The sequence below is a fragment of the Curtobacterium sp. PhB130 genome (genome assembly GCF_003755165.1).
Taxonomy (GTDB): domain Bacteria; phylum Actinomycetota; class Actinomycetes; order Actinomycetales; family Microbacteriaceae; genus Curtobacterium.
Window position 1 is genome coordinate 1 of the sequence record NZ_RKII01000013.1, and the last position, 23,837, is coordinate 23,837.

At 65.3% G+C, this 23,837-nt stretch carries 20 protein-coding genes and 1 pseudogene; 9 read left to right on the forward strand and 12 right to left on the reverse strand.

The genetic code is table 11. From position 1 onward, the window contains the following. Window positions 1-365 precede the first annotated feature (365 nt). Window positions 366-830: a hypothetical protein gene (locus tag EDF24_RS18280; RefSeq protein WP_132050598.1), complete on the forward strand. Its 465-nt coding sequence runs from the start codon at window positions 366-368 to the stop codon at window positions 828-830. Between the two features lie 69 nt (window positions 831-899). On the opposite strand, the pseudogene EDF24_RS18285 reads toward EDF24_RS18280, so the two are convergent. The 3 genes and pseudogenes from EDF24_RS18285 to EDF24_RS18295 all read right to left on the reverse strand — a co-directional run. Continuing rightward, window positions 900-1,282: pseudogene (locus tag EDF24_RS18285) on the reverse strand (HAD family hydrolase); the annotation flags it as partial. A 353-nt stretch (window positions 1,283-1,635) separates the two neighbouring features. Beyond that, window positions 1,636-2,745 carry a cellulase-like family protein gene (locus tag EDF24_RS18290; protein WP_260233508.1) on the reverse strand — a complete coding sequence of 370 codons (1,110 nt, stop codon included), beginning with the start codon at window positions 2,743-2,745 and terminating at the stop codon, window positions 1,636-1,638. A gap of 29 nt (window positions 2,746-2,774) precedes the next feature. Further along, window positions 2,775-3,575, reverse strand: coding sequence for a FadR/GntR family transcriptional regulator (locus tag EDF24_RS18295; RefSeq protein WP_165931576.1), 801 nt, complete (start codon window positions 3,573-3,575; stop codon window positions 2,775-2,777). 75 nt (window positions 3,576-3,650) lie between these two features. On the opposite strand from EDF24_RS18295, the gene EDF24_RS18300 reads away from it, so the two are divergent. Genes EDF24_RS18300 through EDF24_RS18335 form a run of 8 tightly spaced genes read left to right on the forward strand, consistent with a single transcriptional unit; the run spans window position 3,651 to window position 12,382 of the window. Continuing rightward, window positions 3,651-4,979 carry an ABC transporter substrate-binding protein gene (locus EDF24_RS18300; RefSeq protein WP_123704806.1) on the forward strand — a complete coding sequence of 443 codons (1,329 nt, stop codon included), beginning with the start codon at window positions 3,651-3,653 and terminating at the stop codon, window positions 4,977-4,979. Window positions 4,980-4,989: 10 nt separating this feature from the next. Continuing rightward, window positions 4,990-5,979: a carbohydrate ABC transporter permease gene (locus EDF24_RS18305; RefSeq protein WP_123704808.1), complete on the forward strand. Its 990-nt coding sequence runs from the start codon at window positions 4,990-4,992 to the stop codon at window positions 5,977-5,979. Continuing rightward, window positions 5,976-6,860, forward strand: a complete 885-nt coding sequence (locus EDF24_RS18310) for a carbohydrate ABC transporter permease (protein WP_123704810.1) — start codon at window positions 5,976-5,978, stop codon at window positions 6,858-6,860. The genes EDF24_RS18305 and EDF24_RS18310 overlap by 4 nt, the downstream gene beginning before the upstream one ends. Before the next feature lie 7 nt (window positions 6,861-6,867). Then, window positions 6,868-8,067: a mandelate racemase/muconate lactonizing enzyme family protein gene (locus tag EDF24_RS18315; RefSeq protein ID WP_123704812.1), complete on the forward strand. Its 1,200-nt coding sequence runs from the start codon at window positions 6,868-6,870 to the stop codon at window positions 8,065-8,067. After that, window positions 8,064-9,116 (forward strand): zinc-binding dehydrogenase, encoded by a 1,053-nt coding sequence (locus EDF24_RS18320; RefSeq protein ID WP_123704814.1) that lies wholly within the window; start codon window positions 8,064-8,066, stop codon window positions 9,114-9,116. The genes EDF24_RS18315 and EDF24_RS18320 overlap by 4 nt, the downstream gene beginning before the upstream one ends. Before the next feature lie 7 nt (window positions 9,117-9,123). Next, a complete protein-coding gene (locus EDF24_RS18325) occupies window positions 9,124-10,029 on the forward strand; it encodes a fumarylacetoacetate hydrolase family protein (RefSeq protein WP_165931577.1) in 906 nt (301 codons plus the stop codon). A gap of 45 nt (window positions 10,030-10,074) precedes the next feature. Continuing rightward, window positions 10,075-11,529, forward strand: coding sequence for an aldehyde dehydrogenase (NADP(+)) (locus tag EDF24_RS18330; RefSeq protein ID WP_123704818.1), 1,455 nt, complete (start codon window positions 10,075-10,077; stop codon window positions 11,527-11,529). A gap of 4 nt (window positions 11,530-11,533) precedes the next feature. Next, complete coding sequence (locus tag EDF24_RS18335) at window positions 11,534-12,382, forward strand: SMP-30/gluconolactonase/LRE family protein (RefSeq protein WP_123704820.1); 849 nt, start codon at window positions 11,534-11,536, stop codon at window positions 12,380-12,382. Between the two features lie 239 nt (window positions 12,383-12,621). Here EDF24_RS18335 and EDF24_RS19720 read toward each other — a convergent pair whose 3' ends face one another. The 9 genes from EDF24_RS19720 to EDF24_RS18380 form a co-directional block, all read right to left on the reverse strand. Next, the gene (locus EDF24_RS19720; protein WP_123704822.1) at window positions 12,622-13,473 is read right to left on the reverse strand and encodes a substrate-binding domain-containing protein; all 852 of its coding nucleotides are present in this window, start codon (window positions 13,471-13,473) and stop codon (window positions 12,622-12,624) included. Between the two features lie 253 nt (window positions 13,474-13,726). Continuing rightward, window positions 13,727-15,559 carry a glycoside hydrolase family 2 protein gene (locus EDF24_RS18345; protein ID WP_207909668.1) on the reverse strand — a complete coding sequence of 611 codons (1,833 nt, stop codon included), beginning with the start codon at window positions 15,557-15,559 and terminating at the stop codon, window positions 13,727-13,729. Window positions 15,560-15,580: 21 nt separating this feature from the next. Then, window positions 15,581-16,954: a glycoside hydrolase family 28 protein gene (locus tag EDF24_RS18350; protein WP_123704825.1), complete on the reverse strand. Its 1,374-nt coding sequence runs from the start codon at window positions 16,952-16,954 to the stop codon at window positions 15,581-15,583. Further along, a complete protein-coding gene (locus EDF24_RS18355; RefSeq protein ID WP_165931578.1) occupies window positions 16,951-19,464 on the reverse strand; it encodes a glycoside hydrolase family 2 protein in 2,514 nt (837 codons plus the stop codon). Before EDF24_RS18355 ends, EDF24_RS18350 begins: the two co-directional genes overlap by 4 nt. 46 nt (window positions 19,465-19,510) lie before the next feature. Then, complete coding sequence (locus tag EDF24_RS18360) at window positions 19,511-20,152, reverse strand: SGNH/GDSL hydrolase family protein (RefSeq protein ID WP_123704829.1); 642 nt, start codon at window positions 20,150-20,152, stop codon at window positions 19,511-19,513. Next, window positions 20,149-21,138, reverse strand: coding sequence for a glycosyl hydrolase (locus EDF24_RS18365; RefSeq protein WP_123704831.1), 990 nt, complete (start codon window positions 21,136-21,138; stop codon window positions 20,149-20,151). The genes EDF24_RS18360 and EDF24_RS18365 overlap by 4 nt, the downstream gene beginning before the upstream one ends. Before the next feature lie 51 nt (window positions 21,139-21,189). Continuing rightward, window positions 21,190-22,038: an ABC transporter ATP-binding protein gene (locus EDF24_RS18370; protein WP_123704833.1), complete on the reverse strand. Its 849-nt coding sequence runs from the start codon at window positions 22,036-22,038 to the stop codon at window positions 21,190-21,192. After that, on the reverse strand, window positions 22,035-22,901 hold the full coding sequence (locus EDF24_RS18375; RefSeq protein ID WP_123704962.1) for an ABC transporter ATP-binding protein: 867 nt from the start codon (window positions 22,899-22,901) through the stop codon (window positions 22,035-22,037). The genes EDF24_RS18370 and EDF24_RS18375 overlap by 4 nt, the downstream gene beginning before the upstream one ends. Then, window positions 22,901-23,830: an ABC transporter permease gene (locus EDF24_RS18380; RefSeq protein WP_123704835.1), complete on the reverse strand. Its 930-nt coding sequence runs from the start codon at window positions 23,828-23,830 to the stop codon at window positions 22,901-22,903. The genes EDF24_RS18375 and EDF24_RS18380 overlap by 1 nt, the downstream gene beginning before the upstream one ends. Window positions 23,831-23,837 lie beyond the last annotated feature (7 nt).

Here is a 23,837-nt window from a genome sequence, read left to right on the forward strand (position 1 = left end):
TCGTCGAGGCCGCCCGCAGCACCCTCGTCATCGGCACCACCTGACCCGACACCGATCGCAGCGAAAACGACGACACAGAGCGAGGCTGCTCACAGAGATGTCACCTACTTGTCACTTGCGACAAGTAGCGCGGACACCGACTCAAGCTCACCCGATCGGTCGTCCGGTATTGGGCCAGCTGCCGAGCAGCCGTAACACGCCTCTCAAACCGATGTCGCCGGCAACCGACATAGTGCAACCATGGGATCAAAACCGAACGAGGCCGAAGCGCACGAACGCACGCAGCCGAGTCTGCAGAGCAAGCACTTGCCCTGCTGTTCCCGCACCTGATCGAACGAGAGCACCCGCGTCGGACAAGGGCAGGTGTGACCCGAAAGGGCATGCGCACCGCAATACGCGACCTGTACCAGTACGAGTTGGACTACCTGCCGGGCCGTACTCTCTTCCTGCAACCAAGGATGACCGTCGGTCGCCAGCGCGGCACGTTTGACCTCGCCCGAACCGAACCCAGCGGCCCGATCTTGACGAACACCTGGACGTTCAACGCCGCGACACTGGACCACCTCGAGCGGGACATCCAGTCCTGGAACTACCTCGTCTCGCGATTCCGCAGCGACGGTGGCGATGCCACCCTCGACGCTACGGAAACGCACCTCGCGGGTCACGAGCCCATTGAGGCTGTATACGTCAAGCCGACGGCAGAAACGAACTCGTCCTGGCGGACGGACATCTTCGAAGCGGCACTGGAAGCTTGGCGGCTCGCCGATGTTCAAGCCGTCCCGTACAACGACTACATCAACACCCACGCCTCGATCGGCGCGCACTCGTAAGGCTGCAACGCGATTCGATCCGGCGCTGCAGCTGAGTGCCACTGATCTCAGGTGACGGCTTAAGTCGTTCTAGCCGCGTCCGTACGACCGCAGCCGAAGACTGTTCGAAACGACGAGCGTTGATGACAGCGCCATCGCGGCGGCGGCAATGAGCGGATTGAGGAGTCCTGCTGCTGCGAGCGGGATGGCGGCGATGTTATACCCGAACGCCCAGACGAGTCGACGACGGCGCGGAGGTCTTCACGGACGATGATGATGTCGGCGGCCTTCATGGCGATGTCGGTACCCTGCATGACGGCGACGCCGAGGGTTGCGGTCGCGAGGGCTGCGGAGTCGTTGACGCCGTCGCCGACCATGGCGACGTGGTGTCCTGCCGCTTGCAGCTGAGCGATGCGTTCGGCTTTCTCGTCGGGGAGGACGCGGGCGATGACCTCGTCGACGCCGACCTCAGCAAAACCTAACGACACGGTATCGCGGTCCGGCCGGCAGAAATTGACGCCGACGCCCGTCATCGTTACCTCGGCGATGGACATTTCTTTGTGCGCCGGACATGTACAGGGTGATGGCGCGTTGGTGAAACGATGACCCACACCCCTGATCTCTTAGGCCTGCTCCTCGATGCCGGCGCTCGAGGCCCGTCTCCGCCGGAGGCCGCCTGACACGGTGATCGGTACGAAAAGCAGCCGAATGTTGGCAGCCTAGTTACCTTCGTACATATCGGATCAAACTTGGGTACCAGAAGTCCGACATCGTCTGCCCCTTCGTCGAGCCAACCTCGAACGTCAAGCCGTGCTCATTAGAGCGGTCACCGGTTATGGATCAGGTCATTCATTCGTCGGTGCCAGTCCGCATCGGCCCAGAGCGCTTTGTGGTGCGGCTGAGAGAAGTTGCTGGTAGCGATCCCGACCCACCCGTACTCGATGGCCCTCGGCACAGCGAACTCGGCAACGTCCCTTACATATGCCCAAGGGTCTGCGTCATCAGAGAGATCGGGGTTCCAGAACACGCTCGCCCAGCACTCCGTCGTCCAGAGCGGAAGCCCGCGATCGTCCGCCCAGTGCTTCCAACGGCGCATCAATTGGTCAAGGTCATCCATCCACCGGGCTCTGTCCGGCCAGTAGGCCTGCGCGACCGCACGTTGATGTTCGGCCAGGCGGTCCCATGCGACCGGGGAGTTGGCGAAGGACGTGTCGCGGACGAAGTCGGGGGTCGAGCTCAGCCAGAGGTGGGCCTCGGCGAGGTCGTACCCGTCCGTCGCGATGCGCATGCAGTCGTCTGCCGCTGGCAGTTCCGCGTTCCGGAGACAGTAGGAGAACAGCACGGGAAGCTCCGGGAACCGGTCCTTGACCGCACGGACAGCGGCCGCGAACGCGTCGATGCGTGCAACTTCTTCGTCGGACCACGGCTCGAGGTGTTCTCCGTGTGGTGCGCCGTCGGGCCAGATCGTCGTCTGCGGTCCGGGCGTGAACAGCGGCCACTCGTTGCAGAGATCGACGTAGTCGATCAGATTCGTGTAACCGGCTTCCTCGATCAGGGTGAGCGTTTCGATCCAGACGCGGGCGAGGTCCTCCGGCGTGCGGACCTGTTCGGAGCGCGCCGTGGCGTCCGGGGTCAGCCATGTCGACAATGCAACTCGGAGTCCTCGGGCACGCAGCCCGTCGAGGAACTCCAGCAGGGCCGTCGTCGGCTCGACCTCTACCGTCTCGTGGTTGCCCCACATGAACGTCGTGCCCTGCGGAAGTGCCGTGATGCGTTCCGTCCTGACCCCGTTCTCATCCGCGGCGACCCAGTGCGGGAATGCGTCGATCCGGACGCTGTCGTATCCGCGCTCTGCAAGCTCGTCGAGGACGCGGTCGACATCGGCGTACTCGGATTCACGGCCGTGACGGCGCAGGAGCCAGGAGAAGTCCCACATCGTCACCGAGGTGGGGCGAGTTGCAATGGTCATACCGGTTGCTCTTCCTTCGTGGGCAGGGATTGACTGGCGCTGATCCAACGTGACAAGAGGTGGTCGCGGGACCACTCGAGGTGATCGCGCATGGCTGCCGCGGCGAGGTCCGGATTGCGGGCAGCAAGCTGGTCGTAGATGCGTTGGTGGTCGACCTGCGCCTGGTCGAGCGCGTGCGGGATGGTGTTGGTCAGTCGTCGGCTGGATCGGAGCGGCTGTTCGATCGAACTCAGGATCGAGTGGGCGATCATGTTTCCCGCAGCGGCGGTGAGGATGTCGTGGAACTCGACGTCGTGCTGCAAGAAGGCTTCGGGGTTGGTCAGCTCGTCGGACATCAACGCCAGGAGCCCCGCGAGCCGGCGGAGATCGTCCGCGCCGATCGCTGTGGCAGCCTCCCGGGCCAGCTCTGGCTCGAGCATGGTCCGCACGGCCATCAACTGCTCGAAGGCTGCCGGAGTCGGATGGTTCTCGAGCATGGCCGACAGCACGAGAGGATCGAGGAGGTTCCACTCGGAGGGCGCGCTGACGACTGCACCGCGTCCCTGGCGGATGGTGATCATGCCGCGGCTCTCCACAAACTTCAGCGCTTCGCGGAGCACAGTACGGCTCACCCCGAAGCTCCGCTGCAAGGACGGCTCCGGGGGCAGCCGGTCTCCTGCTCCGAAGTCGCCGCGAGCGAGCATCCGGACGACTTCCTCGGCGACGACGTCCCCGAACCGTTGCGGGCGCTCGAGCCGACGCAGTACCGGATCTGGGGAGCCGCCGACTGCGGACGGAACTTCTTCTTCGGCGGTCACGCTGGACAACATACCCCTGACTGTGCATATCATTCAATCGTCGTATGATTCCATGACTCCAATGAGGGAGATCTGATGGACCGAGTTCCGCACACTCCTGCCGCCATGTACGGCCGGCGGAGTTTCCTCGGCCTGGCCGGCGTCGCGGCCACGGCCGTGCTGGCCGGTTGCGCCAGTGGCAGCAGGCAGCAAGCGAAGACAGCCGGGGCGCTCGACCTGGACGTCTGGACGAACGACCCGAACTACGTCTCGTACTTCACGGAGCGCGCGAAGGAGCTCACCGCGTCGCGCACGACGCCGTACAACCTGTCGATCAGCTCGCTCATCCAGTCGCCGGACCAGATCGTGACCAAGATGCTGACCTCGTACATGTCCGGCACGAAGCTGCCCGACATCGCGGGGTTCGAGATCAGTCAGTTCTCACGGTTGCAACGCGACGACATCGGCGGTGACATCGCGGTCGACCTCCGTGCGGAGATACCGGATCTCGACAGCCGGTTCTACACCTCGCGGATCGTTCCCTACAGCGTTGGTGACGCCGTCTACGGCCTAGAGTCGGACATGTGCCTCGGGGCCTACTTCTACCGCGAGGACCTCTGGAAGAAGTTCGGGCTCCCGACGGACTTTGAGACGTGGGACGACCTGGTGGAGATCGGAGCCGCCGCGCACAAGAAGCACCAGGTCTCGGTTGCGGCAGTGAGTTCGAGTGACATCGCCTGGATGGCGATGCTCATGCTGCAGCAGGGCGGACAGTTCTTCGACGATCGCGGGAAGCTCCAGGTCGACAACCCGTACACCCACACCGCACTGGAGCTGCTCCGGCGAGGTGTCGATTCCGGCGCGTTCCTCAGCCTCTCGAACTTCTACGGCGCCGCCGGCGTCGCCGCACTCAACTCTGGTCAGGTCATCGGGTACTTCATGCCCGACTGGTTCCTGCCGTTCGTACTGCAGCTGAACGCTCCGAAGCAGACCGGTCAGTGGCGAATACGCGAGTTCCCCAGGTTCCCGGAGGGCGGTCCGACCGGAGTCTGGGGCGGCACCGGTTTCGGCGTGCCGAAGGACCAGGCCGGAACGAGAGCCGCCCTCGACCTACTCAAGCAGGCGTACACCACGACCGACGGTCAGGTGCAGCGCTACCTCCAGGCCAGCTACCTCCCGACCATGAAGGACGCCTGGAAGGACGACCGGCTGTTGTCGTACGAGTCGAAGTTCCTCGGTGGCCAGCGCCCGTTCGACGTCTACGGCACGATCGTCGACCAAGCACCGACGATGACGACCAGCCCCTACTGGGACGTCATGAGTGCCCGGATGGTCATCGCACTGTCCGACGTCATGAGTGGCAACACCAAGTCAACGGACGCGGTGCGCGACGCCGCCGCGTCGATCCGATCCCAGATGGCGTGAGGCACCGACCATGACATCCGACATCTCGTCCGCACGGACGACGCGACCACGAGACACGCGACGCCGCGAGCAGGCGGCACCGTCGACCGAGCCGCGGCGTCGACAGCCGTCACACCATCGATCGGCGCAGTACCGGCGGGGGGTCCCGTACGCGTTCCTCTCCCCGTTCTTCGTCCTGTACGCCCTGTTCCTCCTGATCCCGACGTTGATCGCGCTGTGGATCAGCCTGCACACCTGGACCGGGATCGGTGCGATGCAATGGGTAGGGCTCGACAACTACGTACGGCTCTTCCGTGACACGAGTTTCCAGACCGCCGCGCTGAACACCTTCTGGTACGTCGCGGCCAGCGTCCTGATCATCGTGCCCATCTCCCTGATCATCGCGACCGCGCTCGCAGCGAAAGGCCTCCGAGCACGCGACCTGTTCCGCGTCGCGTTCTTCATCCCCTTCATACTGTCGCCGGTCGTCGTCGCACTCGTGTTCACGATCCTGTTCGACCCCAATGCGGGACTCGTCAACAGCCTGCTCAACAGCCTGTTCGGGATCGGACCCGTGAACTGGCTCGGCGATGCGTTCTGGGCGAAGGTCACCGTCATCATCCTCATGGTTTGGCGGTACACCGGGTACCTGGTGATCTACTTCCTCGCCGGCCTGCAGTCGATCCCGACCGAGCTCTACGAGGCCGCAGAGCTGGACGGTGCCGGACTGTTCGCCAAGTTCCGCAACGTGACCATCCCGATGCTCGCTCCGGTCACCGCGTTCGTCGCCATCACCTCGTTCGTGGGCGCAGCGCAGATCTTCGAAGAACCCTTCATCTTGACACAGGGCGGCCCGGGCGAATCGACGCTGAGCATCGCCTACTTCATCTACCGCGCCGCGTTCACCAGAGAGCAGCTCGGGTATGCGGCCGCTGCCAGCTTCCTGCTGTTCATCGTGCTCTTCATCTTCACGCGGTTGGCGCGACAGTTCTTCGGCATCGGACGAGAGGACCGAGCATGACCGCCACGACACCTCGACCGCCTCGGGCCGCGACGGGGCGGCTCGAACACGCGAAGAGCCGACGCATCCTGCTCAGGACGCTCCTCTACGTGGTCCTCGTGATCATCTTGGTCATCGCCGTGCTACCGATGGCCTGGGCTGTGTCTGGATCGTTCAAGGGCATCACTGAGATCTTCGCGATACCGCCGAACCTGATCCCGACGAGCCCGACACTCTCGAACTACGCCGCCTTGTTCACCGAGATCCCGCTGCCGCGGTGGTTGTGGACCAGTTTGTGGGTCGCGGTGGTCAGCACGACGATCGCTGTGGTGTTCTCCACGATGGGCGGCTACGCGTTCGCGAAGTTCCGGTTCCGCGGCGACCAGCTCCTGTTCGATGTGATGTTCTCCTCCATGATGATCCCCATCACCGTGCTGGTCATCCCCTTGTTCGTGATGATCGCGAAGGCCGGTCTCGGCAACACCTACGTCGCCCTGATCCTGCCGTGGCTGGCACCGGCGTTCGGGGTCTTCATGATGCGACAGTTCATCATCCAGGCCGTACCCGACCAGATGATCGAGGCTGCTCGCATCGATGGCGCCGGCGAGCTCCGGATCTTCTTCACCATCGTGCTCCCGGTGTTGCGGCCCGCACTCGGTGCACTGGCTGTGTGGCTGTTCCTCACGAGCTACAACAACTTCATGTGGCCGCTGATCGTGCTCGCCGACAGCAGCAAGTACACGCTGCCGCTGGGGCTGAACTCGCTGACGAGTGCCTACACTGCGAACTACGGTGTGATCCTGGCCGGTTCCGTGATCGCCGCGATACCGACAGTCGCGTTGTTCATCGGACTCAGGAAACAGCTCATCAACGGTCTCACCGTCGGAGCCGTCAAGGGATGAGGACATCATGATCGTCGCTGTCGAGACACTCCGCCCAACCGTCCAACCCAATCTGTTGTTCGTCCTGCTGCACACCGACGACGGCGAGATCGGTCTCGGCGAGGCGTTCTTCGGAGCGAGGACCGTCGAGGAGTACATCCACGAATCTGCGGCGGAGGTCCTCCTCGGAGCACTCGACCCGACCCCGGAGAGCGTGGCCCGCGCGTTGAACCCGTACACGGGGTACCAAGGCGCCGGTGCCGAGGTGAAAGGCAATGCAGCAATCGACCTTGCCCTGTGGGACCTCATCGGCAAACGCGCAGGACTGCCACTGGTCACGCTCTTCGGTGGCCCAGCCAGGTCGGACATCCCGATCTACAACACCTGCGCCGGCCCCGGGTACGTCAGCACGAGCACACGCCAAGAGCCGAGCAACTGGGGCGTTCCGACAGACCCGACCGCGAGCGCCTGGGAGGATCTCGAAGCATTCCTCACTCAGCCCGCTCGTCTCGCTAGGGAGCTGTGGGACGAAGGCATCCGTGGGATGAAGGTGTGGCCCTTCGACCGTGCCGCGGAGACGACGAACGGCACCCACATCTCCGGGCCAGCGCTGGCGGACGGCATCCGGATCATCGATGCCATCCGCGGAGAGGTCGGTCCGGAGATGAACCTCATGGTCGAGATGCACGGTCTGTGGAACCGACGTGGAGCGACGACGATCATCGGGGCGCTCGAGCCGTATGCGCCGTACTGGGTCGAGGATCCGATCCGGCCCGACGCGATCGGTTCGCTCGCCGCGCTCCGTGCCGATGTCGGTGTACCGATCGCAGCGGGCGAGACGGTCGTCGGCCGACGGGGATTTCTCCCGCTGTTGGCCTCCAACGCCATCGACGTCGTCACGGTCGACGTGCAGTGGACGGGCGGCCTGACCGAAGCTCGGAAGGTGGCGTCCCTCGCAGATGCCTACGGGATCCCGATCGCACCACACGACTGCACCGGCCCGGCAACCCTCGCCGCCTGCGCCCACCTCGCACTCTCCGCCCCGAACGGTCTGATCCAGGAGACGGTCCGGGCCTTCTTGCGCACCTGGTACGACGAGCTCGTCATCGGCGTGCCGGAGATCGTCAACGGTGTCATCGTGCCTCCCACCACGCCCGGACACGGCGTCAGTCTGCGACCGGGGATCCGGGAGGACGGGTCGGTCCAGCGACGGGTCAGCAACCGGTGACCAAGACGTTCTCGCGTCCCGACACCATGCACGCGCTGCGCTGGCACGGCGCCCGCGATGTCCGCTACGAGGAGGTTCCGGTCCCCCGAGCCGGCGCGACCGAAGTCCTGATCGCCGTCGAACGGGTCGGACTGTGCGGCAGCGACCTCGAGGAGTACCGTCACGGGCCAGTCGCGATCCCACCCGAGGCTGTTCCGCTGATCCTCGGTCACGAGGTCGTCGGCACTGTCGTGGAAAGCCCCAGCGGACTCCCCGCGCCCGGTACCCGCGTCGTTCCGGACGTGGTCGTCGGCTGCGGTCACTGCTGGTGGTGCAACCGCCACGAGGAGGGGCTGTGCCCGCAACTCCGTGTGCGCGGGCAGCAGCAGGACGGCGGCCTGGCCGAGTACATGCTGGCTGATGCAGCGACGTGCGTCACGGTTCCCGAGACGCTGGACCTCGACGTTGCAGCGTTCGCAGAACCCGTTGCGGTCGCCGTACGAGCGATCCGGAAAGCAGGGGATCTCACCGGCGCCACCGTCGCCGTGGTCGGAGGGGGCACGGTCGGCAACCTCGTCGCGCAGATCGCACTCGCCAGCACGTGCCGAGACGTCGTCACAGTCGACCCCAACGCTTCACGCCGTGACCTCGCTGCGCGGTTCGGAAGCCGGACGGCTGCCCCCGAGGACGCTGCCGCCCGGATCGGGTCGATCACCGGCGGTCGCGGCGCCGACGTCGTGTTCGAGTGCGCCGGCGCGCGAACGACGCCCACGGCCGCGGTACGCCTGTCCAGGAGAGGCGGGACGATCCTCCTCGTCGGCTTCCGCGCCGGGACACTGGAACTCCCGTGGCTTGACGTCGTCCTCCAGGAACGGCACCTCATCGGATCAGCAGCGCATCTCTGGGACGAGGACGTAGCCGCGGCCGTCGCGATGCTCGCTCGGAGCGTGGTCGATCCGACGCCGCTGCACTCGGCGACCGTCAGTCTGCGTCAGGCTGCAGACGCCTATGCCCGCCTCGACACGGAACCGGACCTCACGAAGATCCTCGTCGCACCAACCGACAGATGATGACCGATTGTCCGAGCTCCCGCTCCGGACCGATCCAGGAGAGCACCCGATGATCCTCCGCTACCGCCACCACGACCACACCCAGATCGGTTGGGCCGACGGCAACGTCGTCGTCCCGCTCGCCGACAGTCTGAGCGATCTCCTGCAGCTGCGCATCGATGACCTGCGTCGGATGATCGACAAGCGGGGCGACACCTCCGTTCCACGCACCGACGTGGAGGTGCTGGCTCCCATCGACGGACGAACTGAACTCTGGGCCGCGGGCGTGACCTACGCCACGTCCCAGAGCGCCCGCATCGACGAGAGCGAAAGCTCGGCCGACGTCTACGCAAAGGTCTACGACGCGGACCGCCCTGAGCTGTTCTTCAAATCGGTCGGCTGGCGCGTCATCGGCGACGGCGGAACGATCCGAGCGCGCGCCGACTCCGTCGTGGACGTCCCGGAGCCAGAACTCGCCGTCCTCGTCAACGCACACCGTGAGCTCGTCGGCTTCGCGGTCTGCAATGACATGAGCTCCCGAACCATCGAGGCAGCCAACCCCCTGTACCTCCCACAGGCCAAGATCTACGAAGGATCCAGTGCCCTGGGCCCAGGTGTCGTACCCGTGTGGGAGATCGCCGACCCGTACGAACTCGAACTCCGTCTCACCATCGTCCGCGACGGCAAAACCGCATGGGCAGGCTCCGCCGTCGTCGCGCAACTGCACCGGCGTATCCACGACCTCGTCGACTGGCTCCACCGTGAACTGCGGTTCCCCGACGGAGTGTGGCTCTCCACCGGCACCTGCCTCGTACCGGAGCTCCCGTTCTCCGTCGCCGATGGCGACGAGATCATCATCGACATCCCGACTGTCGGCACGCTCACCAACCTCGTCCAGCGCGTCCCGCCGGCGCCTGCACCGATGGCGGGATGACCGCCGCAAGTGATCGTTCGTCCTCAGAACCCACTGAAGGAAGCCATGACCCCAGAACTCGATTCGATCCTCACTGATGCAGCTAACGCCAGCACCAGCGTTGCCGGGAGCACTCCGTCCGAACGGGCGACCTGGCTGCGTGTCATCGCCGACGGGCTCGACGCGGCGGTGGGCGAGCTCGTGGATCTCGCCACGCGGGAGACCCACCTGGAGATCGGGCGTCTTGAGGGCGAGGTGGCACGCACGAGTTTCCAACTGCGCTTCACCGCCGATGCAGTCGTGGAGGGTTCCTGGCTCGAAGTGACCATCGACCACGCTGATGCGGCCTGGCCAGTTGCACCACGACCGGATCTCCGACGCATGCTCCAGCCCGTCGGGCCGGTGCTCGTCGTCGCTGCCAGCAACTTCCCGTTCGCGTTCAGTGTCGCCGGCGGGGACACCGCCACCGCGCTCGGGGCCGGCTGCCCCGTCATCGTGAAGGCGCACCCCGGCCACCCGCTGCTCTCACGCCGGACGGCGCAAATCGTCACCGACGCTCTGCGCAGAGCTGGCGCACCCGAAGGCACATTCGCGATCATCGAAGGAGAAGACGAGGCACGGGAAGCGCTCGCTGACACGCGTGTCAAGGCTGGCAGCTTCACCGGCTCCGTGCGCGGCGGCCGGGCCCTCCTCGACATCGCTTCGGCACGGCCCGACCCGATCCCCTTCTACGGCGAACTCGGCAGCGTCAACCCGGTCCTCGTCCTGCCGTCTGCCCTCGCGAACCGGAGGCGCGCCGTCCTCGAGGGCTTCGTCAACTCCTTCACCCTCAGCGCAGGACAGTTCTGTACCAAACCCGGGGTCATCTTCGTACCTCGTGCATCTGGTGTTCAAGAAGAACTCACTGATCTCGTCGCTGCCGTGTCCGGTTCCCAGTTGCTGAACCCACACATAATGGACGGGTTCAACGACCGCATCCAGGCCATGCAAGAAGATTGGTCTCAGGTGCAGCGCGGAGCGAGTTCGGACAGCAGCGCATCGCCGTCACTGTTCGAAGCCTCCATGCAACAGGCCCGCTCGGCGCCAGACGCGCTCTTCGCGGAGACGTTCGGGCCTGCCGCTGTCCTGATCCAGTACGACGACCCGGCGGAGCTCGTCGAGGTCATCGCCACCCTTCCAGGCCAGTTGACCGCTACCGTCCACAGCGACGACAACGACCCCGCCGCGCAGCCGATCATCCACGCGCTGATCGAACATGCCGGACGAATCGTGTGGAACGGCTGGCCCACTGGAGTGTCCGTGACGTGGGCCATGCATCACGGCGGTACCTGGCCGTCGACGACTGCCTCCCTCCACACCTCCGTCGGTCCGACCGCGATCCGCCGGTTCGTACGCCCAATTGCTGTGCAGGGGCTTCCCGCGAAGCTCCTGCCACCGGCAGTTCGGGATGACAACCCTTGGAACGTATGGCGTCGCGTCAATGGTGTCCCCACCGGTCCGGTGACCGAGCGAACGAGCTGAACCGATGCGAACCGAGCAGCTGACTGCAGCGGTCACACACCACGCTGAGGGTCCCGCCTGGGCGCCGGAATGGGCAGGCCCACGCTGGGTAGACATGCTCGCCGGCGACGTCTGCGAGCTCCGACCCGATGGTGGGGTCCGCCGGCGCAACGTCGGCACAATCGCGGCAATGATCAGGCCGAGAAGTGATGGCGGCTTCGTCGTGGCGACCGAACGCGGTCTCATCCTGGCTGAGGATGACGATCTCGATGCCCGATTCAATACATTGCCCGACATCGTCACCAGCAGCGCAGTCCGGATGAATGAGGGCGGCTGCGACCCAGCGGGGAATCTCTATGTCGGCACGATGGCTCACGACAGTTCCCCGGCTCGTGGCACCTTATACCGGATCGACAGGGCGCACTCCCCCACCGTCGCGGAATCAGGGGTCACGATATCGAATGGCATCGACTGGTCGCCCGACGGCAGGTCGTGCTACTACGTCGATTCCCCTACGCAGCGGATCGACCAGTACGACTGGTCGCCCAGCGGGCTCAGCAACCGGCGTCCCCTCGCCGACGTCGCCGGTGCCGGAGCGCCCGATGGCCTGACCGTCGACGCAGACGGCAACATCTGGGTCGCGATCTTCGGAGGCAGTGAAGTCCGGTGCTACTCGCCGACCGGTCGCCTCGAACAAATCGTCGGCCTTCCGGTCAGTCAAGTCACGGCCGTCGCGTTCGTCGGCGAACAGCTAGATACGCTTATTATCACCACGTCTCGACACGGTCTCGTCGACCCAGAACCGCAAGCCGGAGCGATCTTCACGTGCCACCCCGGCGTACTAGGCCAACCAACGCGGCCATATACCGGATAAGGTAAAGCAGGCTCGATATGCCCATTCATAGCCAATGCAAACCAAAGCATTCGATCTCTCGGTTTGACTAGCAGTGGCGACGATTTCGCTACCTTTGTTGTGAAACCATTCCGAGTGGGCGCAATGAAAAAATGTCTAGATAACCAACCACCGGGCAACCCAAATGATATACTACTAAGCCAGGTGGCTCACTATCGAGACGTTTGATCACCCCTCGTTGGCCGGAAATACGGGTCAGCTTAGGGAGACACATCGATTGAGGCCCTTGCAAGACATGAGGCCGTCGAAGCCTTCGCGATTGACGCCGTTCCTGAACGCAAGAGCGCAAGAAGCACATCAGCCGCCAATTGGCCGATTTTCTGAATGTCGTAAATCATCACAGCAAGATTTGGATTCGATAGCTGGCAAGCTACCGAGTCACCCCAGGCCAAGATGGATAAAACCTTGGGTATCTGCAATCCGAGGATCTGCGCCGCAGCAACCCCGCCAAGCGCCATCAGATCGTTATCATAAATGATAGCAGTGGGTGAATGGGGCAGTGCCAGTATGCTCCGGGTCGCGTCAGCCCCACCTACTTCCGTGTAGTCGGAAATTATATGGACTGCATCAATATGAAGGGCTTTTGCCCGCGATCGGAAAGCATTCAATCGAATCTGAACGTGAGCGTGCCGCTGAGGCCCCGAAACGAAACCGACGCACCGGTGGCTAAGCTCGAACATCCGGTCGACAGCATCCCGCATCGCTTCGGCATCGTCAGTCCAAACTGCCGCAAATGGACCAGCCGTGGCCGGGTCTCCAATCACGACAGTGGGAATACCGAGCGCGGCGAGAAGGGCAACGCGGTCATCGTCGTAAGCGAGATCTGTGAGGAGTACCGCGCTCACCATGCCACCACGCGCCCAGCGCTCGTACGTTGCGCGCTCGTCGGCTTCGCGTGCGACCACCTGCAGGACAACGGTTATTCCCGAGAAACTGAGCACACCCTCCAGTCCAGCAAGGAACTCCTCATAGAACAACTCTGATGCTGATTGCAGGCTTGGGCCGACGAGAACGAGACCGACCGGCGGAGAAACTTGCTGAGAAGCCTTCACAAGTCAGCGTCTGGATTCGAAGTTGGCCCAAAGCGCTTCCCACGAAACGACCGGTATGTCTCGCCGCCCCAGCGCATCCCCTACCTTGCGATACATCACCGCACCGTCGCGGGTGTGCGTGAGGCTGGTGTCAAGACGACCCAGGTCGACAGAATGCCCTCTCGACGCGAGGTGTGATTGCACGAGCGACAGCGTCGCAGAAGACGAGTCGATGTCCATGGTGCGGGTGGGACGGCTCTGTTGGTCGTTTCCGTCATACGCCGCTGCTTCCGTTGCGGAGCTGCGCGGCCCGGATCCGGGATACGTCGAGTTTCTCGGAACGGTCGAACCGGTAGATGCCGTTCTGCTCCTGGAACACGTCCGTCAACTGCGTGTAGCAGTAGCCGAACATGCGGGCATCGTCGAGGAGCACGCCGACCAGGCCGGCGAAGCGCTGCTGGAGGACTTCCTCGGAACCCGGCAGGGCGCCGTAGCCCCAGGAGCGCTCGCGGTCGACGTCGGTCTCCGGCGCAGACGCCGACTCAGCCGCTGCCTCCGGGTTCCACCAGATCCCGCCGAACTCGGAGCAGAAGTACGGCTGGCCCGCGTACGGGACGGAGATCGGCCGGCCGTCGTCGTTGACGTTCGTGTACGCCCGCCCCTGGTCGAGACCCTCCATCTGACGAGCGAACTCGACCGGATCTTGCTCGTAGTTGTGCGAGTCGTACACATCGGACCCAGGAACGCGGTGGGAGTACCCGGACGCGTCCACGACGGGTCGCGTCCGGTCGGCCAGTTTCGTCGCGTTGTACATGGCCAGGGTCACGTCGTCGAGCTGGCGGATGTGGTCGGTGATGACCTGCTGCGACTCGTTGAGCGGGCACCATCCGACGATCGCGGGGTGGTTGTAGTCGCGCTCGAGCGCCTCCAGCCACTGGGCCACGAAGGAGGCGGTCGGCTGCTGCGAGTCGTCCGGGTCTCCGTACCCTCCGGACCCCCAGTCCCCGAACTCCCCCCAGACGAGGTAACCGAGACGGTCCGCGTGGAACAGGAACCGCTCTTCGAAGACCTTCTGGTGCAGCCGCGCACCGTTGAACCCCGCTGCCAGACCGAGCTCGATGTCCCTGATCAACGACTCGTCGTCAGGCGATGTCATCAGCGAATCCGGGTAGTACCCCTGGTCCAGGACGAGCCGCTGGAACACCGGCTCTCCGTTCAGCAGCAGACGTTGTCCGTCGATCGCGATCGAGCGGACGCCGGCGTAGGAGCGGACGGAGTCGAGAACGGTGCCGGCTCCGTCGAGCAGTTCCAGGACGACGTCGTAGAGGTGGGGGTCGTCGGGCGACCACAGGCGCAGCCGAGCCGGAGGTATGACGAGCCGCGCTGCTGGTACGAGGTCGAGGTGCGCCGCCACCTCCTGCGAGACGACCGTGCCCTCCGCGTCGCTGATGACGACCCGCACGGTGTCGTCCGGCCGGTTGGCGCTGAGGGGGACTTCGACGGTCAGGCTGCCGTCGGACAACGACGGTGTGATCCGCGGGACGAGGATGCGGACGTCGGGGACGGCTTCGAGCCAGACGGTCTGCCAGATGCCGGTCGTGCGCGTGTAGTTGCAGGAGGCGTTCCCGAACGGGACGGACTGCTTGCCGCGCGCCTGCGGACCGCTTCGAGGGTCCCGAGCCCTGACGACGATGGTCGCCTGTTCACCCGGCTGCGCCACCGCGTGGAGATCGGCGGTGAACGAGGTGAAGCCACCCCGGTGTCGAACGACCTCGGTGTCGTTCACCCACACGGTGCAGTCGTGGTCCACTGCACCGAAGTGGAGGAGTGCGCGCTTGCCCCTCCACTCCGCAGGGATCGTGACCGTTCGGCGGTACCAGACCGCGTGCATGAAGTCGACGTTCTCCACGCCGCTCAACTTCGACTCGGGAGCGAACGGGACGAGTACCTCGCCGGACAGCTCCCGATCTCGGAGTCCTCGCTCGAGGCCGGAGTCACCCGGGTCCACTTCGAACCCCCACACGCCGTTGAGGTTCACCCAGTCGTCCCGCACGAGCTGTGGGCGCGGATGTTCCGGCTTCGGGATGGCGGGGATCTTCAAAGACATACAAATTCTCCGTCGAAGGAATTAGCGTCGCGCGTCGGCGGTCGCACGGGTGCGCTCGACGATCGCGTCGAGGTCCTCCGGGTGCGCTGCCGCTCCGCGGAAGCCCTCGATGGTCAGCCCGCTGACGTCGATCGCCTCGACGGCGTGCGCGAAGTTCTCCGGACGACTCCCCCACACGACCTCGCAGTTCCGCAGCGTGACGTCGGTGGCGGTGTCGATGTGGAACCCGCTCGTCGGGTGCTGGTAGATCTCCTGCCCGCGGTCGTACGGGCGCCGGTCGTACTCGCCGCCGGGCCAGTGCGACCACCGGTCGAGTTCGACCCGGACGCCGTCAAGCACGACCCCCTCGATGAGGCCGACCGACTCGGCGGCGACGTACACGCCGTTCTCGGAGCGCGCGAGGATGTTCCGGAAGCGCACGTTCCGCATGCGTCCGACCTCATTGTGCCACGGGAAGGCGCTGACGTAGATCGGCTCGCCGTGTCCCCACCAGGCATCGTCGAAGTGGCGCGTCTCGACCACGCAGCCGGAGAACAGGATGTTCTCGAAGTCGCCGCGCTGCCCGAGGTTCACGGCGAGGCCGCGGTGCGACGAGCGGATCACGCAGTTCGACACGACCACGTTGCGGATCGGCTCCACGGCGTCCACCCCGACGACGATCGCGCTCGAGGTCGAACGGATCGTGCAGTTCGTGATGACGATGTCCTCGGTGGGTCCGAGGTCCGGGAACTCCTCGCACGTCTTCAGCGAGATGCCGTCGTCACCGCTCGAAATCTCGCAGTCGCTGATCCGCACCTGACGGCAGCGGTCGATGTCGATGCCGTCGGCGTTCGGGTACTTGAGGTCGGTGTCCACGCGGATCCCGGTGATGAGCGCACGGTCCACGCCGGTGAGCCGGATGCACCAGAGCCCGGCGTCGGTGAACGTGGTGTCGCGGAGCGTGACGTCCTCGCAGCGGATGAGGAACACCGTGAACGGCCTGGCGTTCGGGCACTCGTAGATGTACCCGGTGTCGCCGGTGATGAAGTGCCGGCCACCACCCCGTACTGTGCCGCTCCCCGTGATCGCGATGTCCCGGGCGTCCCGCGCGCCGATCAGGATGAACGCGTCGTCCGTGCCGTCGCGGAGCTCACCGCCGGAGAGCGCCGACACCGTGAAGCGCTCGGTGTAGTCGGCGGGGTCCGCACTGCCGTCGAGCACGGATCCGCGCTCGAGGTGCAGCTCGACGTGGTCCTTCAGCATGATCGAGCCGGTGAGGAACACGCCGTCGCTCGGCACGAGCACGCGGCCACCGCCCGCGGCGGAGCACGCGTCGATCGCCGCCTGGATCGCCGGAGCGTCGTTCGTGACGCCGTCACCGACGGCACCGTGGTCCCGGATGGAGACGGTGGTCATGCGCTGATCCCCTCGAGGTCGGTCACGGCGACGGAGATGTCGTCCGGGTGTGCGAGCACGTTGGCGGCCTGCAGGACGGGGTGACGGAGGAAGGCCGTCGGATCGGGTGCCCCGGAGGTCCGGACCGTGAACCGGTGGGTCTCCCCCGGGAACAGCGTGACCAGCTGGTCGTCGACGACCGCGTCCGCTGCGACGCGGTCGGCGGCGAGGACGAGGTCCTTCGTGAACGCGTCTGCGCGCACGTCGACGACGACCCCGTCCCGGGTCGCCGTCGCGGATGCTGCGATCGTGAGCGGCGGGAGCGCGAGGTGCCGGTCCTCCGACGCGTACCAGACGGCGCGCCGCGCCGATCCGGCCGTCGCGACGAGCACCTCTGACGACGCGTCCTGGACCGTCGCGACGTAGGACGGGAGGATCATCGTGAATGAGCCACGGGCATCCAGGTCCACGGTGACCACCGCCCGACCCTGCTCGGTGCCGTCCAATGTGGTGCGCACGACCGTGACCGACTCCGCCCAGCGGGTCGCGGTGTCGTTGTGCGCGACGAGCGCGAGCCCCTCCGGACGCGGCTGGAAGGTCAGCAGACGCGGAGCGTTCACCGCGCGCAGCGCGTACCAGACCGGCTTCCGACGGCGGTCGCCGTCGACAATCGCCCAGCTCGTGACGGGCCAGCAGTCGTTCAACTGCCAGATCACGCTACCCGTCGTGCGCGGCCAGTAGGACCGGAAGTGTTCGACCCCGAAGGTGATGGCGCGCGCCTGCGTGAGCTGTGTCGCGAAGTGCCAGTCGTCGAAGGACGTGGATGCGGCCACGTGCGGTGCCATCCCGCGTTCAAGCTTCCCGTTGCCGTCCTCCGCCTTCTGGTGGGCGAGGAAGCCGGGGGCGTCCGCGCGCAGCGGCTCGTCGTGCACCGCGCGGGTGAGGGTCGCCCAGTTCGGCGGTCCCTGATACCCGAACTCGGCGACGAACCGGGGGATGTCGTTGCGGTACGCCGAGTAGTCCTCGCGGTTCCACACCTCCCAGCTGTGGACGCTGCCGTCGGACGGTTCGCGCGGGTGCTCGTAGTCGTTCGGCGAGAAGGGGCTCGACGGCAGGTAGGACCTGGTCGGGTCCACTTCGCGGACAATCCGGGGCAGCAGCTCGTCGTAGTACCCTCGACCCCAGTCCACGCCCTCGCCGAGCGCGTCACGCCACCCCCACTCGTAGTAGCCCTCGACGTTCTCGTTGCTGCCGTTCCAGAACACCAGCGACGCGTGCGCGGCAAGTCGACCGACGTGCTCCCGGGCCTCGGCCTCGACCTCGTCGCGGAGCTCGTCCGCCTCGGAGTACGCGGCGCACGCGAACAGGAAGTCCTGCCAGACCATCAGCCCCTCGCGGCTGCATGCCTCGTACAAGGCGTCGTCCTCGTACAGGCCACCGCCCCAGATCCGGAGCAGGTTGAAGCCACCGTCGACGGCGTCGCGGACCCCGGCCTCGTAGTCCTGAGCGGTCACCCGCGACGGAAAGCAGTCGTCCGGGATCCAGTTCGCGCCCTTGACCCAGACGGGTGTCCCGTTCACGACGAAGACGAAGCTCGTGCCGAACTCGTCACGGTCGTTCCGGACCTCGACCGTACGGAACCCGACGGAACGCGACCAGGCGTCGATCGGCTCGCCGTCAGCGAGGAGGTCGACCTCGAGCCGGTACCGCGGCTGGTCACCGTACCCGCGCGGCCACCAGAGCGCAGCGTCCGGCACGATGAGCACCCCGGTCACGTCGTCACCGGGCGCGTCCACGCTCACCTCGTCCCGGCTGGCTCCGTCCGGACCGACGATCCGGACGCGGACGGCGACCGGGGCGTCGGTGGCGTGTTCCAGGTGCACCCGGGCCTCTACCGTGCCGACGCCGTCGGCGCCGACCGTGACGAGCGGTACGACCTGGTCGATGCGCGCGGTCGACCACGCGTGGACCGAGATGGGCTTCCAGATGCCCGCGGTCACGAGGACGGGTCCCCAGTCCCAGCCGAAGTTGCAGGCCATCTTCCGGATGGCGTTGTACGGCAGAGCGTTGCCGACGAACGGCCGGGCACCGATCCGCTCCTCGGCGCCGCGCGCCCAGCGGAGCGCCGACGTGAAGTCGACCGTGAGCTCGTGGTCGCCGTCGGGGTGCTGGTCAAGCGCTTCCCGGAGGTCGAAGCGGTGGGTCCGGTGCTGGTTGCGGGTCTCGCCGATCACCACGCCGTCGACGCGGATCCGCGCGATGGTGTCGAGCCCCTCCGCAACGAGGTCGATGCGGTCGTGCTGCCCCTCTGGGACGCTGAACCGGGTCGCGTAGGCGAAGTCCGACTCGCCGATCCACGAGAGCTCGCGCTCGTTCTCGTCCAGGTACGGGTCTGGGATGAGACCGGCGGCGAAGAGATCGGTGTGGATCGTGCCTGGGACGGTCGCGGGGACCTCGGGCGGGAGGGTCGTCGGTACCGGGCCGCCCGTAGGGCGGAGCGTCCAGCTTCCCGTCAGCGCGAGCTTGTTCATCTGATGCTCTTCTCTTGTGCCTTGTCGTGCGTCAGTCGGTATGTGATCACGCGTCGCCACGTCCCACGACCGTCCTGATCCACTCCGCTGCCAGCAATGCGTGTCCGAGCGGGGTGGGATGCACCCCGTCCTCCAGCAGGTCTTTGGGGTCGCGTTCGGTCGCCCATCGTGCGAACGATGCATGCGCCGGCACGAGGAGAGCGCCGTGCGCGTCGGCAAGTTCATGTACGACGGCGATTCGTGCAGCGATGTCGTCCGACCAATCCGGGGTGACTACGCCGATCGGCAGCGTGAACGGCTCGATCAGGACGATCTCTCTGACTCCCCCTTCGCGGGCGCGGGCGATGAGGTCGTGCAGCGTGTCCCGGAATGTCTCGGCCGTCGTGATGTCGCCTGCGTCGAAGCGACGCCAGGTGTCGTTGACGCCGATGAGGAGCGACAGGACAGTCGGTTGGAGGGCGAGGCAATCCTCCTCCCAGCGTTCCCGGAGATCGACAGCGCGATTGCCCCCGATGCCCCTGTTCCGAACGTCCATGCCGGCGAACGTCGGGTCATCAGCGAGCTCCTCGGCGACCAGGGCTGGGTACCCGCTCCCGAGGCTGGTCGGGTCGTCACGGTCTCGTCCGCTGTCGGTGATCGAATCACCGATGAAGAGCAGTCGGTCGCCTGGGTGTAACACACAGGTCATGACGCAGCGTCATCTCCATCCGACCGCCAGCTCATGGCCGGCCGGTTCAACACCCGCCCGTCGGCGAACAGATCGCGCACGTCATGACGATCGTTCCCCGTGGTGAGGAAGTCGGTCCACGTCATGAACCACGTCCACTGCGGCTGCTCAGCGAGGACGGCAGGCGATGGCATCGTGCCCACTTCACCGAGCGCGACCGGTCGCCCGTCCGCGAGAGCAACCAATCCGTCGTGGTGGTCCTGCCGGAAGTCGTTCGCGTAGATGTCGACTGCGAGGACGTCAACGACGTCATGCCCGGGGTAACAGTCTCCGTAGGGCAGGATCTTCTCGTTCGGTGTACTGCCGTTCCAGACCCAGACGAGGTTGTCGAGGTGGTGCACCTGGACGAATCGCTCGTACATCATCCGGTACAGCGCCGCGTACCCGTCCTGCCCCGCACGACCACACCACCAGAACCAGTCGCCGTTCATCTCATGGTACGGCCGCCAGAGCACGGGGACATGCGCGTCGCGGAGCTCCGCGAGATGGCCAGCGATCACGTCCACCTGGCGTTCCCAGCGGGTGTGTACCTCGGTTCCTTCGGTCAAGAGGTCTCGCCAAGCCGACGCTTCGAGCGGTCCCCGACAGACACTCCCCTCGAACGTCACCGGCTCTTCTTCGGTGGGACGGACGGCGTGCCACATCAGCGTGATGACTGCACCAGCAGCGTACTGCGCCTTTGCCTCGCTGACGATGGCGGGCCGGAAGTCGATCCCGTCCATGTCGCCGTTAGCGGCGAAGCCGAAGTCCTGACCCCAGACGGCGGGCGCACGTCCGGTGATCTCCTCGGCCTCGTGACTGTACTTCGAGATCTCTCGGGGTGTGTTGTGTTGTCCGCTCATCGTTCGTCGCCCTGCCAGGGTGTACAAGAAGGCGAGCAATTGCCGTGCCTCCGTCGAGGCGCTCGGATTGACGGGCTCACGAGTGGTCGAGGGGTGGTTGTTCATCGAGATGGGAGTTCCTTTCGGGACGTGGTGCTGCTTCACAGCGACTGCAGTTCAGGGTTGTCTGGGACTCGTGCCGAGTCCTCTGCGCCGTTCGGCTTCTCGAACGAACCGTTCACTGCGGGCCGGCTCAGGAGCTGCAGCAGCAAGTGCCTTTGTGAAAGCGGCCTGCGGGCGGAGGATGACGTCATCGGCCGCGCCACGCTCCACGACCTTCCCCTGGTACATCACGAGGATCTCGTCCGAGAAGTGCCGCGCGGTTGCGAGGTCGTGCGTGATGTAGAGCACCGCGAGGTTCTCCTCGCGCTGGAGTCGCGCCAACAGGTTCAGGATGCCGAGTCGGACGGAGACGTCGAGCATTGAAACGGGCTCGTCCGCGATCAGGACTGACGGCGAGGGCGCAAGCGCTCGTGCAATCGCGACACGCTGACGCTGCCCCCCTGACAGCTCGTGCGGTTTCCGATCGATGAAGTCCGACGCAGGCGACAGGTTCACTCGTTCAAGGAGTTGCAGCACCTGGTCGCGCACAGAGCGCCGATCCTTCGCGACCCCGTGCAGTACGAGCGGCCGGGCCAGATGGTGCGCGATGGTGTGGAACGGGTTGAGCGAGGCGAACGGATCCTGGAACACCATCTGGACTTCGTCGCGGTACGCAGCGAGCCTGCGGCCGCGTCCCCCGATCGCTTCGCCGTCAAGCAGCAGGGCACCGCTCGTGGGCCGCTCAAGCTGAGCGATGATCCGAGCAACAGTAGACTTTCCACTCCCCGACTGACCGACAAGGGCCACGGTGCGGCCGGGCTCGAGCTCGAACGACACGTCGTCCACCGCCTGCAGGCGCGTGACTCGGAGCCCGTGACGAAGGTTGAACGTCTTGTTGAGAGACCGTACGGACAGGGTCGTCATCGTCCTCCTCCTTCGTTGGCGTCGATCCCGCTTCGGATGAAGTCACCGCGATCACCGGTGAGACTCGGGAACGAACCGAGTAACCGGCGCGTATAGGGATGCTGCGCATCGAAGAAGACGTCCTCCGCTGACGCCTTCTCCACGATCTCACCGTCCTTCATGATCGCGATCGTGTCGCTCACCTCGAGCAGTAGCGGCAGGTCATGTGTGATGAAGACGACGGCAAACCCGAACTGCTCTCGTAGCCGCATGATCTCGGTGAGGATGTCGCGCTGCACCACGACGTCAAGCGCTGTCGTCGGCTCATCCATGATCATGAGCTGCGGCTGCAAGGCAAGCGCCATCGCGATCATCACCCGCTGACGCATCCCGCCGGAAAGTTCATGAGGGAAGCTCCCCAGCCGTCCTTCGTCCACGCCGACGAGTTGCAGCAGTTCGCGTGAACGCTCTTCTCGCTCGGGCTTGGTCAAGTCCGGCCGGTGTGTGGTGAACACGTCCGCGAGTTGCGCCGCGACGTTCGTGACGGGGTTCAGGGAGTTCATGGCACCCTGGAAGACCATCGACACCTTGCTCCAGCGATAACTCCGCAGGGCACGACCCTGCAGACGGAGGACGTCGATGTCCTCACCGGACTCTTCGTGGAACACGACCTCACCCGCGATGATGGCGGCGGGCGGTCGAAGCAGCTGGTTGAGTCCGTACGCAAGAGTGGACTTGCCACACCCGCTCTCACCAGCAAGTCCAAGGATCTCCCCGCGCGCGAGCTCGAGGTCCACGGAACGGACGGCATGGGTGGTCCGCGGACCCTCGTAGTCGATGCTCAATCCGCGTACCGAGAGGAGCGAGGGGTTGTCTGGAGACATCACGCGGTGATCTCCTCGGTCTTGACGACGGGAGACGTCCGCTGCGACCGGAGCTTGGGGTTGATCACTTCGTCGAGGCTGAAGTTGATCAGCGCGAACCCACACCCGAACACAGCGATCAAGAGGCCCGGCGGCACGAACCACCACCATCCACCCAGGAGTAGCGCTTGCCCGCTCTGCGAGTTGGCCAACATCGTTCCCCAGGTGATCGAGTCCGACGCTCCGATGCCGATGAACGACAGGCCTGCCTCGCCGAGGATCGCCCCGACGATTGCGAACACGAAACCGCTGGACATGACCGGTAGCAGATTGGGCAGGATCTCAACGAAGATCACGCGCCACGCTCGTTCGCCGGAGACCCGCGCTGCGAGGACGTAGTCGCGACCGCGGATCGAGAGTGTCTGGGCCCGGAGCACCCGTGCGCCGGCAGCCCAACCCGTAAATGCAAGGACCGCTGCCACGAGCAAGATCCCGCGCTGCGGGACGTAGCTGCCGATGACGATCATCAGTGGAAGGCCCGGGATGATGAGCATGACGTTGCTGATCAAGGAGAACGTCTCATCGAGCAAACCGCCCGCGTACGCGCCGAATATGCCGAAGACGGCGGTCAGTGCGGTCACCATCACAGCCACCAGGACACCGATGAGCAGTGACCCACGTGCGCCGTAGGCGAGCTGAGCAAGCACATCCTGACCTGTCTGGGTCGTTCCGAGGAGGTGCTGAGAGCTGGGCGCCGTCATACCGATATCCGACACCGCTCGCGGATTCTGTACGAGCAGCGGACCGATGAGTGCGAACAGGACGATCGCGATGACGATCACGGAACCGACGACGAACTTCCCGCTGAGCAAGCGGCGCAGACCGCGCTTCTCCCCCAGGTCTGATTCCGCCACGGAGGTGGCGCCTGCATTGATGAGCAATTCACTCATGGCTTTT